This window comes from Rhodococcus sp. OS5, from assembly GCF_056837585.1.
The window spans coordinates 1,528,862-1,542,081 of the sequence record NZ_CM166368.1 but is presented as its reverse complement, the minus strand read 5'-3'; the positions used below and the strand labels follow the sequence as shown (position 1 = coordinate 1,542,081).

Sequence of the window (13,220 nt, the reverse complement as noted above, 5' to 3'; positions counted from 1 at the left end):
CGATTCAGCCGAGTGCTCGCTTCAGATCAGCCAACAGATCAGCCGTGTCTTCGAGCCCGACGGACAGACGGACAACGCCGTCTGTAAGACCCACTGCTGCACGGCCTTCCGGCCCCATGGCCCGGTGCGTTGTCGTGGCGGGGTGAGTGATCAACGACTTGGAATCTCCCAAGTTGTTGGAGATGTCGATGACGCGCAGGCCGTTGAGAACCTCGAACGCCCGCTTCTTGCCCTCTCCGTCAGGCGCATCGAGCTCGAACGTGACAACCGTTCCGCCACCGCTCATCTGAGACTTCGCGAGCTCGTGCTGCGGATGCGACGTCAGGTACGGATACTTGACCCACTTGACGCCGGAGTGTCCTTCGAGGAATTCGGCGATCTCGAGTGCCGAAGCCACGGAGTGCCGAATACGAACCGGCATCGTCTCCAGGCCCTTGAGCAGAGTCCACGCATTGAACGGGCTGAGCGCAGGACCGGTGTGCCGCATCAGTTCTCGAACGGGACCGCTGATGTATTCCTCGGTACCGAGAATCGCGCCACCAAGCACGCGCCCCTGACCGTCGATGTGCTTGGTGCCGGAGTACACCACGACGTCGGCCCCCAGATCGAGGCTGCGCTGCAGAAGCGGCGTCGCGAAGACGTTGTCCAGCACTACCTTTGCACCGGCTGCATGAGCAAGCTCCGACACCCGTCGAACGTCGACGAGAGATTGCATCGGGTTGGACGGAGTCTCGAAGAACACTGCCGTGGTAGGCACGGACAGCGCCTCTTCCCACTGCGCGTTGTCCTCACCGTCGACGAAAACAACCTCGACCCCCCAGCGCGGAAGGATCTCGTTGCACACCACGAAGCAGGATCCGAAGAGGCTGCGCGCGGCGACCAATCGGTCGCCGTTGGCCAACAGTGCGCCCAACGCCGTGAAGACTGCCGACATTCCGCTGGCCGTCGCAAAGCACGCTTCTGCACCTTCGATGAGACGCAGGCGCTCTTCGAACATCTTGACCGTCGGGTTGCCGTAGCGGGAGTAGACAAAATGATCCACCTCGCCGGTGAAGGCTTGTTCGGCGGCTTCTGCACTCTCGTAGACGAATCCGGAGTTGAGGAACAGCGCTTCGGAAGTCTCCTCGAACCCGGTACGCATCAGTCCGCCGCGAACTCCGAGAGTGCCGAGACCGACGTCGTCCGGCAGCGCTCGTTGAAATGCGCCACCCTGGGGAATTCCGCTCACTGCTGCCTCCATGGCAAGCCGATGGCCCGCCAACCTACAAGTCCGCGATGTCCGTCGGCACCCAATGCGCCTTCGAACCCGTCGAGCACGTTGTACGACGGGCCGATGCCCGCCGCAGTCGCAGCTTCCGCCGCACCGATGGAACGTTGTCCGGATCGACACAGGAAAATCACCGGACGCTCCGACCCGGAGGAATCAGCAGTGATGCCGGCTTCCTTCAACTGGTCGACGAAGTTGTCATTGCGCGCGCCGGTCGGGTGGCTCACCCATTCGATCAGTGCGGCCTGCTTGCCGAGGGAGGACACATCGGGGACACCGACGTACTTCCACTCCGCATCGGTCCGCACGTCGACCAGCACGGCGTCGGGGTTTTCGCGGAGCAGCTCCCAGGCTTGCTCCGGCGTCAGATCGCCTGCGTAACTCACGTAGTCCATGTTTTCACAAGACTGCCGTGAGCGCCTGAGCGGGCCGTCAGTTGCAGACGACCCAACGGTTGCCGTCACGGGTCAGGGCCCAGGTCGAGACTCGCTCGCCCGCTCCGCCACCGGTGATCGTCACGTCGGCCCGGGCGCGATCGCCGTTGACCGCGACCCCGTCCACACCCTTCAGCTCGACCGTCCCGTCGACGCCGGCCATCGGACCGTTGCTCGAATTGAAGCTCGCGCAGGTCAGGGTCTTGATCGTCTCCGCGTCATTCCGATTCTCGGCATCGACGTAGTCGGTGACGGAGCGGCTCACGCGGTCCGACTCGGTGACGTTCTCCTCGGCCGGCGAGATCCACGATGCGACGAAGATTCCACCCAGGATCAAGGCGACGATGGCGACAGCCAAGAGGAACGGCCCCGCAGACGCCTTCTTGCCATCGATGTTGTCGGATTCGCGCAGCTCGTCACTCATAACGCCAATAGTCCCCCACAACTTGAAATTGTGGCCCGTCAAGGATCAAGCCCCTACCCCGGATACCCGAGACAACAGGAGAATGGGAGGAAAGAATAGGTTTACCCACAACCGATCGAGTGAGAGTGTGGATCCGTTCGGCCGCAACCGAGGCACTGTGCTTAGGTTCGGCTAAATTGGATACTTGTCGATATGTTGTCCGAACTTCGAAGAAGGTAGCTGTCCTCACGATGACTGACTCCAACCGCCCACTCCGGGTCGCGATCGTCGGCGCCGGCCCCGCCGGCATCTACGCCGCCGACGCCCTCATGAAATCCGACACCGCAGTTTCCGGCCGCGGCGTCAGCATCGACCTCTTCGAGCGCATGCCCGCGCCCTTCGGCCTGATTCGTTACGGCGTCGCGCCTGATCATCCGCGCATCAAGGGCATCATCACCGCCCTGCACAAGGTGCTCGACAAGCCTCAGGTACGCCTGCTCGGCAACATCGACTACGGCACCGACATCACCCTCGACGACCTGCAGTCGTTCTACGACGCGGTCATCTTCTCCACCGGCGCCAACGCCGACCGTGCGCTCGGCATCCCGGGTATCGAACTCGACGGCAGCTACGGCGCGGCCGACTTCGTCTCCTGGTACGACGGCCACCCCGACGTACCGCGTACGTGGCCGCTCGAAGCCGAGAAGGTCGCCGTCCTCGGCGTCGGCAACGTTGCGCTCGACATCGCCCGCGTTCTCGCCAAGACCGGCGACGAACTGCTGCCGACCGAGATCCCCGCCAACGTCTACGAGGGCCTCAAGAACAACAAGGCCGTCGAGGTTCACGTCTTCGGACGCCGCGGCCCGGCCCAGGCCAAGTTCACCCCTCTCGAACTGCGCGAACTCGACCACTCGCCGACCATCGAGGTCATCGTCGACCCCGAGGACATCGACTACGACGAGGGTTCCGAGCAGGCTCGCCGCAACTCCAAGCAGGTCGACATGGTTGCGAATACGCTGCAGGACTGGGCAATTCGCGACGTCGGAGCCCGTCCTCACAAGCTGTTCCTGCACTTCTTCGAATCTCCCACGGAGATCCTCGGTCAAGACGGCAAGGTCGTCGGCCTGCGCACCGAGCGCACTCAGCTCGACGGCACCGGCAACGTCAAGGGCACCGGCACGTACAAGGACTGGGATGTCCAGGCCGTGTACCGCGCCGTCGGTTACCTCTCGCAGAACATCACGCAGTTGCCGTTCGACGACCAGGCCGGCACCGTCCCCAACGACGCCGGACGCGTCGTCGCCGACGACAACGCCGAGGGCGCAGCCCGGTTCATGCCGGCCACCTACGTCACCGGCTGGATCAAGCGCGGCCCCGTCGGCCTCATCGGCCACACCAAGGGCGACGCCAACGAAACCGTCGCGAATCTTCTCGAGGATTCCGTCGACTTCGCGGGCGCCGCGAACCCCGACGAGAACGCAGTCATCGAGTTCCTCGAAGGCAAGCAGGTTCCGTACACGACCTGGCAGGGCTGGTACCGCCTCGACGCGCACGAGCGCAGCCTGGGCGAGCCCGAGGGCCGTGAGCGCATCAAGGTCGTCGAGCGTCACGACATGCTGAAGGCATCCGAGCCCGACCGCGCGAACTGAGTGCGCGGAAGTAACTGAACAGAAGCCCTCCACCGGCCCGACGCGACCCAGGTCACATCGGGCCGGTGGTGTGTGCAGGGACCCAGGGCAACAGGGCAAAATAGACCCCGTGTTTGACGCCCATGTGCATATCATCGACCCGCGCTTCCCGCTGGTCGAGAATCACGGGTACCTGCCTGAGCCCTTCACCGTGGCCGATTACCGGGCCCGGATTGCCTCGCTGAAGGGCCTCAGCGTTGACGGCGGCGCGGTGGTGACCGCGTCGTACCAGGGCAATGACCAGGAATACCTGAAAGCTGCCTTGTCCGAACTCGGCGAAGGCTGGGTGGGCGTCACTGCTTTGCCGCTCGATGCGACGGATGAAGACATCGTTGCCCTGGACGCACTGGGAGTACGTGCCGTCCGGTTCAACCTGCGCCGCGGCGCCACCGACCTGCGTCTGCTCGCCGATCTCGCCAACCGCGCATTCGATCTGGTCGGCTGGCACGCCGAGTTCTACGTCGATGCCACGCTGTTGCTGTCGTTGGAACCGGTCTTCGCCAAATTGCCCGCGGTGAGCATCGACCACTTGGGAATGTCCACCCGCGGACTGCCGTATCTCCTCAACCTCGTCGACCGCGGAGTGCGCGTCAAAGCCACCGGGTTCGGCCGCACCACCATCTCCGACGTCAGCGATGTGCTGCGCCAGATCCACGCGGTCAATCCCGCTGCGCTGATGTTCGGCACCGATCTACCCGGTACACGGGCACGTCGAGCGTTCGAGGTCCACGACCTGGACGTGATCGCCGACGCTGTCGGCGACGACCTGCCCGCGGTCATGTGCGACAACGCCCGCTCCTGGTACCGCTGCGCTCAGGTGAACGCAACGGCTCCCAGCCACAGCCCCGCCGCGATCAGCGCTCCGAACAGTTCCACCAGCATGGACAATCCGACTGCCTTCACCGCGTGAAGCGTCGACGACCAAGCGATGTCGTAACGGCGCAGCCGCGCTAGTTCCGCGAAATACGTTCCAACGATGAATCCGAGGAACAACCCCACGACCGGAATCACGAAGAACCCGATGATGCCGACGACGCCGCCGACCACCACCGACAGGTTGGGCACTCCCCCGGACTTCATCCGCTTGCCCGGCCACGTGTACTTCACGATCCCGGTGACCACCAGTGCCAGCGTGGACAGCGCGAACACCGTCCACGCCGTGGCACCACCGGTCATGATCGCCCACACCAGAATTGCACCGAAAACGAGAAGCGTCCCCGGGAGAATCGGAACGACGACACCGATCAGACCGACCAGGATGACCAGCCCGACGAGGACCTCGGCCGCTGGACTCATCCGACGGGACGCACCTTCGACGCAGCCTCGCGAGCACGGTCGCGTGCAGTAGGCACATCGGCGGCCGTCGACACTGCAACACCCATGCGACGACGCGTGAAGCTCTCCGGCTTGCCGAAGAGCCGCAGGTCCGTCTCGGGAACCGCGAGCGCCTCGGCGACGCCGTCGAATCCGATCCCCTTTGCCTCCACTCCGCCGTAGATCACTGCCGATGCTCCCGGAGACGTGAGCGTCGTGTCGACCGGCAAGCCCAGGATCGCGCGGGCATGCAGTTCGAACTCCGAAAGTCGCTGCGTCCGCAGAGTCACCAATCCGGTGTCGTGCGGCCGTGGGCTCACTTCGGAGAAGAAGACGTCGTCGCCCTTCACGAATAGCTCGACGCCGAAGATGCCTCGCCCGCCCAGAGCCGTGGTCACCTTCTCGGCGACGTCTCGGGCCGAGGCGAGCGCAACCGCGGACATCTGCTGCGGCTGCCACGATTCGATGTAGTCTCCGGCCTCCTGCAGGTGCCCGATCGGTTCGCAGAACGACGTCTCGACCTGACCGCTCTCACCGACGGCTCGAACTGTCAATTGCGTTATCTCGTAATCGAAATCGACAAAGCCTTCGACGATCACCCGGCCGTGATTCACACGACCTCCGGCCATCGCGTAATCCCATGCGGCGTCGAGATCTTCGGCGGATCGAACCGTCGACTGTCCCTTCCCCGACGAGGACATGACTGGCTTGATGACGCACGGGAAACCGATTCGGTCTGTCGCTGCCTGCACTTCGGCAAGCGAGTCCGCGAAAGCGTACGGCGAAGTGGGCAGGCCCAACTCCTCGGCCGCGAGCCGACGGATTCCCTCACGGTTCATCGTGAGCTGGGTGGCTCGGGCGGTCGGAATGACCACCGCACCCCCGCGTTCTTCGACGAGTGCAAGCGCATCCGTCGCGATGGCCTCGATCTCGGGAACCACGAAGTGAGGCTTTTCCAACTCGATGACGGCAAGCAGTGCTTCCGGATCGGTCATGTCGACGGTATGAGCACGATGAGCCACCTGGTGCCCAGGGGCATCGGGATACCGATCCACCGCAATCACTTCGACGCCCAGACGCTGCAGCGCGATGACAACTTCCTTACCCAACTCGCCTGATCCCAACATCATCACGCGGATGGAGTTCTCGGTCAGTGGGGTTCCGAATCGGAGCGGAAGCGTCGGCAGGGGCGAAGGCGTCGAATCAAGCTGCATGGGTGCGACTATATGCCAATCCCGATGCAGGTCAGCGCGGTTATCGGCCGTCCACCACACCTTCGCGGCCAAATCCTCGCCGGATCGTTCGGGGTAGCGCAGGTTTGCGATAGGTGTGGGTGGCAGTGTCCGGCTCGGAATTCCGTTGCGGCACGGTGTCGTTGCCGACGCGGTGCACTTTCACGAGGTTGCGCCCAGCACGCTTGGCGTCGTACAGAGCCTCGTCTGCGACGCTCATGAGGGTCGACAGCGCCGGCGTCGCATGATCGACCCACGCGACGCCGACGCTGACGGTGCTCGTCACATCTGATTCGGCCGAGTACTCGACTTGCGCGCCGCGGACCGCCTCGGCGACATCGATTGCTCGCGCGTAGCTGCAGTCCGGAAGCAGAACGGCGAACTCCTCGCCGCCGAGCCTTCCGATCAGATCGCCGTCCGACAATCGGTCAGCGGCCCGCTCGGCGAAGTTCGCGAGAACGCTGTCACCGGTCATATGTCCATGCGTGTCGTTGATGCTCTTGAAGTGGTCCAGGTCGAGCATCAGCAGGCCGACCGGAGATTGTGTGCGAGTCGCGTCGGCAAGTTCCGCTTCCGCGTGGCCGAGGAACGCACCGCGCGAGAGGACCCCGGTCAGATGGTCGAATTCGACGGCAAGGAAGAGCTCACGCTCGGCAGCACGGCGTTCCTCGGTCGCACAGGCAACCGCTATCGGCCCCAACGCGATCAGGGTGACCGCTATGGATGTGATGACGTCCTCGTTCCACGTCGAGGCGGCTTGATCTCCGATGTCGAGTCGACCGCTACCCGCCATCATGAGTGACCACACCGACCAGACCACTGAAACGAAGGCAGTGCTCGGAACCGAGATGCGAGTGGCACACCAGAGGAGAGCTGGAATCGGCAAGACCAGCGCAATCGGCCCTTCGATACTGAGGGCGATCGGCACGCAGGCTGCAGTGGCGAGTAGCGGAACGCTCAGAGCGGCGACAGTTCTGGCGGTCAGTTTCCTGCGGAACTCGGCAAGACTCGATGGGATGGTGAGAGTGAGAATGAGAGGAAGGACCAGCAGGTACGCCATGACCTCGGTGGCACCCCAGTGGAAAAACGTGTCGGCAAAGGACTGACCGCGTAAGAGCCGGTCCAAGGCGCCGGCCGTGGCCGCGGTACCAGTCGCCGCGACGAACGAAACGAAGACCATCCATACCAGCGACTGCGAATCGACCAATCGGAACGGTGTGCGCTTCAAGTAGTACAGAACGAGAACACCGAGCGTCACTCCGGCGAGGTTGGCCCCGTTCAGCTGCAGGGCAAGCGACAGCGAGTTGCCCGTAATCAGGTCAGCGCAGACGTATCCGACGGCCGCGGCGATCCACGTCCGCCATTCGATCAGGACCGGCCATCTGACCATCATTCCCAGCAGAATGGCGTTGGCGCACCAGAATGTCGCGAGCAAACCTGGTGGGCGCGTGAGGATGCCGATCAACGATGCCGCAAGTACGACGGCCAGCACTAGGAGAAGGCGCAGAAAGCGACTCGTCCCTACCATGCGTCACCTCGCGGTCGGCTACCTCTGAATTCGGGAGCACCGGACGTCGCGGTGACCGTATGCCGATGTCGTCGAACCATCGTACGCAGGTGCTGCCACTCGCAGTTCTGTGTTCACATGCCAAAACGGCAGCTGCGACCATCTCCGCAAACGCGAGTGCCCTCCGGCCACGACAGTGGACAGAGGGCACCTGCATGCAATCCGATCGGCAGAGCCGAATGGACCTGCCGGAAGGGATGACTACTCGGCGGATCCGCTGGACAGACCCGAGAGTGAACCGGTGGACGAGCCCTCGCCCTTGCCGGACAGCGATTCGGTGGGAACGGACTTGAGGAAAGCTCCGAGCGCGGTGAGCAGGGGTCCGAGGGTGCTGAGTGATCCGAACATAGGAGGTTCTCCTGTATGTGAGGTGGTGTGATGTTCCAGCGCCATTCCGGCCGCAGGCGGTGGCCGAGATGGTTCGGGAACTTCTGCCGCACGGATGGCTGAACCGCCCCCCGAACAACATCCCGAGCTGTGATGTAGCGCACTTACTTGGCGCTGCCTGCATTTATAGACCGGCTTTTCACACTTGTCTAGCTACCTAATAGCTATCAATGCGGACTTTCGGTCACACCTTTACGGATAATTGCAGTTCAAAGCGCAAATTCACCCTCTAGAATGTCCCATAATGTGATTTAGCTCACAGTGAAAAGCCGAAAAGTGTGACCCGCAGACAACTGCGAGCCACACTTTCGGACAAACTGGACTTACTTATCGGCCGCCGATCCCGTCCCAGGGGTGAGAGAGCCACCACCGAGTGCCGTGAACAGGTCCTTGAGCACCGGAATGAACGTCTTGACGACGCCGCTGAAGTCTTCGAATGAACCCATGTCGGGCCTCCTTTTGTCGGAATGCAGTTGAGGTGAAGTGAGGACCGAGAACTACTCGGCGGCCGAACCGGCCGAACCCGAGCCGTCTGCCGATCCCGCGTTCAACTTGGTCACGAATGCAAGAACGCTCTTGAGGAAGGCGTCGAGATTCTGAATCGAGGTCATGCGACTACTCCTGTGTTGTTTCGGAAGATTTCTCGAGGTCGAACGTCAGGAGTTCGAGCTCGCGGTGTCCAGCCCCTGAAGGGTTTTGAGCATGTTGACCAGGGGCAGAAGCTGGAGAATGCCCCAGCCCATACCGTTGGCCTTGAGGAGGTTTCCGAGGGATCCCATATGTGACTCCTTGCATGAATATCTATGACGCGGCGCACGTTTTGTTCGCTCCACGTCTTTGTAGCCAAGCTAAATACGTACGTCCAGTTTGTTTCTGTCCAAGCGAAAACGTGACACATTGGATGAATATGTAAACCTGCAGTTCAGGTGCTGTGACCTGAATCCAATCTCGAATTCGAGTGTGTTCGAGATCACAGTCAATTAGGACAAAAGGATGCAATCGTCAGAGTCGGTGCCAACCTCGACCGCGATCTGTCATACCGTGTGCGTGTGATCAATCGCGAACGAGCGGCAACCGAGGCAACTCACCGGGAACCGTCGTGCTAGCAAAACTCCTCAAGACGTACCTGCCGCCGTACCGCTGGTTGCTTGCCGGGGTCCTCGCACTGCAACTCTTCGGGGCCATCGCGTCGTTGGTCCTCCCCACACTCAACGCGCGGATCATCGACGACGGCGTCGCCCGAGGCGACACCGGATTCATCATGTCCACCGGCGGGATCATGCTCCTGGTCTCGCTTGCGTCGATCATCGCGTCGGTCGCATCGACCTATCTGGCTGCAAAATCGTCGATGGGCTTCGGCCACGACGTTCGAGGCGCCTTTTACAAGGCAGTCGGCAGTTTCTCGGATCGCGAATTCAACAGTTTCGGTGCGCCGACGCTGATCACACGCAACACCAACGACGTCCTGCAGATCCAGGCCCTGGTCATGCTGACGTCCTCGATGCTCGTCAGCGCCCCACTTATGTGCATCGGCGGCATCGTCATGGCTCTGCGCGAGAACCTGCAGATGTCCTGGCTCCTGACGATTTCGGTGCCACTGCTCGGCATCACCGTCTCGGTCGCGGTGGCCAAGCTGATCCCGCATTTCCGGACGATGCAGACGCGCATCGACAACATCAATCGATCACTGCGCGAACAGCTCACCGGTATGCGTGTCATTCGCGCCTTCGTTCGCGAACCCGACGAGACGATCCGCTTCGACAAGGCCAACAAGGAACTGACCGACACTTCGCTCCTCATCGGCCGGTACCAGGCGGTTCTGCTGCCCACCGTCATGTTGATCGCCAACCTGTCGAGCGTGGCGGTCCTGTGGTTCGGCGCGCATCTGGTCGACACCGGGGACATGCAGATCGGACAGATCAGCGCCTTCCTCGCCTACGTCATGCAGATCCTGATGTCGGTGGTCATGGCGACCATGTTGGCCGTCGTGATCCCCCGCGCCGCCGTGTGCGCCGACCGCATCACCGAAGTACTCGACACCGAGGCGACCGTGCCCGCGCCGGCCCAGCCCCTTCGCCCGACCAGCCCCTACGGCGTGGTCGAGTTCGGTGGAGCCGGATTCACGTATCCAGGAGCAGAAACGCCGGTTCTGTCGAATGTTTCGATGCGATGCATGCCAGGCACGGTCACCGCGATCGTCGGCAGTACCGGTAGTGGCAAATCGACCCTCGTCTCACTCATCCCCCGACTGTTCGACGTCACGGCCGGCGCCGTCTTGGTCGACGGCTTGGACGTCCGTGGCTGGGATCAGGACGAACTCTTCGCCAACTTCGGATACGTGCCCCAGAAGGCCTATCTGTTCGCCGGCACGATCGCGAGCAATATCCGCTACGGAAACCCGACCGCCACCGACGACGACATCTGGGCAGCCCTCACCATCGCCCAGGCAGACGACTTCGTCCGGGAGCTGTCCGACGGTCTCGAGTCACCGATCGCCCAGGGCGGCGGCAATCTCTCGGGCGGACAAAAACAACGTCTCGCCATCGCCAGAGCGGTGGTCCGCAGACCCCGGATCTTCGTCTTCGACGATTCGTTCTCCGCTCTCGACATGCATACGGACGCCGCGGTCCGACGCGAACTCCGGACGGTTTCGACTCATTCGACGGTCATCATCGTGGCTCAGCGCGTCGCATCCATCATCGATGCCGACCAGATCATGGTCCTCGAAGACGGTGCGCCGGTCGGCCTCGGCGACCATCAGTTCCTTCTGGCCAACTGTCCGACGTACCAAGAGATCGTGGCTTCCCAGATTCCCGCGGAGATGAGCGCATGACCAGCCCGCAGGACCCGACATGGGGCGGCCCCAACAGCCAGTACTTCGACGATGCCCCGACGGTGGTGTTCGCCAAGATCCCGAGCGAACCTGAATCCGCGGACGGGGATGCGAAGTCGAGTAACCCCGAGACCCCCGACAAAGAGCCGAAGCCCGCGCTGACCGCGACTGACACCAAACCTCGCCACTTCAAGGCGACGATGAAGCGGCTTCTCTCGCTTCTGCAGCCGCACAAGTTTGCGGTCTTCTGTGTCGTCGTTGCGACGATCGCCAGCATCGCGCTGTCGGTCGCAGTGCCGAAAATCCTCGGTCACGCGACAGACCTCATCTTCGCCGGGTTCATCGGCAAGAGCCTGCCCGCCGGACTGACCCGCGAGCAGGCCGCAGACGCCATCCGGGCATCAGGGAATTCGACGTTCGCCGATCTTGTCGCCAACTCGACCGACGTCGTTCCCGGTGTGGGTCTGAACTTCGACGCCATCGGCAAGGTCGTCATGCTCGCGATCGGCGTGTACTTGCTCTCGTCGCTGCTTGCCTGGTTGGAAGCATTCCTCCTCAACATCATCGTCCAGAAGACCATCTACAACCTGCGTGCCTCGGTGGAGGCGAAGCTCCACCGTCTCCCCCTTCCGTATTTCGACAAGACACCGCGCGGCGAGATCCTCAGCCGCGTCACCAACGACATCGACAACATCTCGTCGACGCTGTCGTCGACGTTGACCTCGCTCCTGACGTCGGTGCTCACCGTCCTCGGCGTCCTGACGATGATGTTCGTCATCTCTCCGATGCTCGCCCTGATCGCACTGATCGCGGTGCCGGTATCGGTGCTCCTCGTTGCCAGGGTCGCCAAGCGAGCACAGGTGTTGTACAAGGCTCAGTGGACCGAGACGGGCAAGATCAACGCGCAGATCGAGGAGAACTACAGCGGTCGCGACCTGGTACGCGTGTACGGGCATCAGGCCGAAGCCGAGCGTGAATTCGCCGAGCAGAACAAGAAGCTCCTCGACGCGTCCTTCGGCGCACAGTTCCTCTCCAGCCTGATCATGCCGGTCATGAACTTCGTCGGAAACATCACCTACGTGCTGCTCGCTGTGGTCGGCGCTCTCAAGGTCGCCAGCGGCAACATGTCACTCGGTGACGTTCAGGCCTTCATCGTCTATTCGCGTCAGTTCAGCCAGCCACTGACGCAGATCGCGTCCATGTCGACCAGCCTGCAGTCCGGAGCCGCGTCGGCGGAGCGGGTCTTCGAGCTTCTCGACGAACCCGAGCAGTCGCCCGACATCGACGTGCCGCTTCTCCCCGAGCCCGCCGGACGTCATCGCAACGTCGGTCACATCGAGTTCGAGAACGTCTCGTTCCGGTACGAGCCGGACAAGCCGTTGATAGAGAACGTGTACCTCACGGCCCGGCCCGGGCAGATGGTCGCCATCGTCGGGCCCACCGGTGCCGGCAAGACCACCTTGGTCAACCTGCTCATGCGCTTCTACGAAGTCGACTCCGGCCGAATCACTCTCGACGACGTCGACATCTCGCAGATGCGCCGCTCCGACTTGCGCAAGCACGTCGGCATGGTTCTGCAGGACACCTGGCTCTTCGGCGGCACGATCCGCGACAACATCGCATACGGCCGACTCGACGCCAGCGAATACGAGATTCACGAAGCCGCACGCGCTGCCTTCGTCGACCGCTTCATCCACACGCTCCCGGACGGTTACGACACCGTGCTGGACGAGGAGGCGTCGAACATCAGCTCCGGCGAGAAGCAGCTCATCACGATTGCCCGAGCATTCCTGTCGGAGCCGTCGCTGCTGATTCTCGACGAGGCGACCAGCTCAGTCGACACACGTACGGAACAGCTTGTGCAGCAAGCAATGTCCGCGTTGCGCGTCGGGCGGACCAGCTTCATCATCGCGCACCGGCTCTCCACCATCCGTAACGCCGATCTGATCGTCGTGATGGAGTCGGGCAAGATCGTCGAGCAGGGCACACACGACGAACTCATCGCAGCGGCGGGCGCGTACTTCCGTCTCTACAACGCTCAGTTCGAGGGTGCCGCCGTCTAGTGATCGGCGCCTCCCTCGGTGGACACAGTGCC

The 13,220-nt window shown here is 62.5% G+C and carries 13 protein-coding genes; 4 read left to right on the top strand and 9 right to left on the bottom strand.

What is annotated here, in order from left to right:
- Positions 1-4: 4 nt before the first annotated feature.
- From ACVZUB_RS07205 to ACVZUB_RS07195, 3 genes are read right to left on the bottom strand one after another with little or no spacing between them, the layout of a single operon-like run.
- Positions 5-1,228, bottom strand: coding sequence for an O-succinylhomoserine sulfhydrylase (locus ACVZUB_RS07205; RefSeq protein WP_172403504.1), 1,224 nt, complete (start codon positions 1,226-1,228; stop codon positions 5-7).
- On the bottom strand, positions 1,225-1,653 hold the full coding sequence (locus ACVZUB_RS07200) for a rhodanese-like domain-containing protein (RefSeq protein WP_007726822.1): 429 nt from the start codon (positions 1,651-1,653) through the stop codon (positions 1,225-1,227). The genes ACVZUB_RS07205 and ACVZUB_RS07200 overlap by 4 nt, the downstream gene beginning before the upstream one ends.
- 46 nt (positions 1,654-1,699) lie before the next feature.
- Positions 1,700-2,125 carry an Rv0361 family membrane protein gene (locus ACVZUB_RS07195; protein WP_007726820.1) on the bottom strand — a complete coding sequence of 142 codons (426 nt, stop codon included), beginning with the start codon at positions 2,123-2,125 and terminating at the stop codon, positions 1,700-1,702.
- A gap of 230 nt (positions 2,126-2,355) precedes the next feature.
- Here ACVZUB_RS07195 and ACVZUB_RS07190 point away from each other — a divergent pair, with 230 nt between their 5' ends.
- Positions 2,356-3,753, top strand: a complete 1,398-nt coding sequence (locus ACVZUB_RS07190; RefSeq protein WP_372026715.1) for an FAD-dependent oxidoreductase — start codon at positions 2,356-2,358, stop codon at positions 3,751-3,753.
- A 109-nt stretch (positions 3,754-3,862) separates the two neighbouring features.
- Positions 3,863-4,702 (top strand): amidohydrolase family protein, encoded by an 840-nt coding sequence (locus ACVZUB_RS07185; protein WP_223304639.1) that lies wholly within the window; start codon positions 3,863-3,865, stop codon positions 4,700-4,702.
- On the opposite strand, the gene ACVZUB_RS07180 is transcribed toward ACVZUB_RS07185, so the two are convergent.
- From ACVZUB_RS07180 to ACVZUB_RS07155, 6 genes are all read right to left on the bottom strand, one after another.
- Positions 4,606-5,088, bottom strand: a complete 483-nt coding sequence (locus ACVZUB_RS07180; RefSeq protein WP_007726816.1) for a DUF456 domain-containing protein — start codon at positions 5,086-5,088, stop codon at positions 4,606-4,608. The two genes, ACVZUB_RS07185 and ACVZUB_RS07180, sit on opposite strands and share 97 nt — an antisense overlap.
- The gene (gene purT / locus ACVZUB_RS07175; protein WP_003944342.1) at positions 5,085-6,320 is read right to left on the bottom strand and encodes a formate-dependent phosphoribosylglycinamide formyltransferase; all 1,236 of its coding nucleotides are present in this window, start codon (positions 6,318-6,320) and stop codon (positions 5,085-5,087) included. The genes ACVZUB_RS07180 and purT overlap by 4 nt, the downstream gene beginning before the upstream one ends.
- Positions 6,321-6,360: 40 nt before the next feature.
- Positions 6,361-7,866 carry a GGDEF domain-containing protein gene (locus ACVZUB_RS07170; RefSeq protein ID WP_223304638.1) on the bottom strand — a complete coding sequence of 502 codons (1,506 nt, stop codon included), beginning with the start codon at positions 7,864-7,866 and terminating at the stop codon, positions 6,361-6,363.
- A gap of 240 nt (positions 7,867-8,106) precedes the next feature.
- Positions 8,107-8,253: a hypothetical protein gene (locus ACVZUB_RS07165; protein WP_007726811.1), complete on the bottom strand. Its 147-nt coding sequence runs from the start codon at positions 8,251-8,253 to the stop codon at positions 8,107-8,109.
- A gap of 362 nt (positions 8,254-8,615) precedes the next feature.
- The gene (locus tag ACVZUB_RS07160) at positions 8,616-8,738 is read right to left on the bottom strand and encodes a hypothetical protein (RefSeq protein ID WP_019749478.1); all 123 of its coding nucleotides are present in this window, start codon (positions 8,736-8,738) and stop codon (positions 8,616-8,618) included.
- Positions 8,739-8,948: 210 nt separating this feature from the next.
- The gene (locus ACVZUB_RS07155; RefSeq protein WP_003944443.1) at positions 8,949-9,071 is read right to left on the bottom strand and encodes a hypothetical protein; all 123 of its coding nucleotides are present in this window, start codon (positions 9,069-9,071) and stop codon (positions 8,949-8,951) included.
- 320 nt (positions 9,072-9,391) lie between these two features.
- On the opposite strand from ACVZUB_RS07155, the gene ACVZUB_RS07150 reads away from it, so the two are divergent.
- Together ACVZUB_RS07150 and ACVZUB_RS07145 are read left to right on the top strand one after the other, a co-directional pair.
- On the top strand, positions 9,392-11,125 hold the full coding sequence (locus ACVZUB_RS07150; protein ID WP_482628266.1) for an ABC transporter ATP-binding protein: 1,734 nt from the start codon (positions 9,392-9,394) through the stop codon (positions 11,123-11,125).
- A complete protein-coding gene (locus ACVZUB_RS07145; protein ID WP_042924214.1) occupies positions 11,122-13,188 on the top strand; it encodes an ABC transporter ATP-binding protein in 2,067 nt (688 codons plus the stop codon). The genes ACVZUB_RS07150 and ACVZUB_RS07145 overlap by 4 nt, the downstream gene beginning before the upstream one ends.
- Positions 13,189-13,220: the final 32 nt, after the last annotated feature.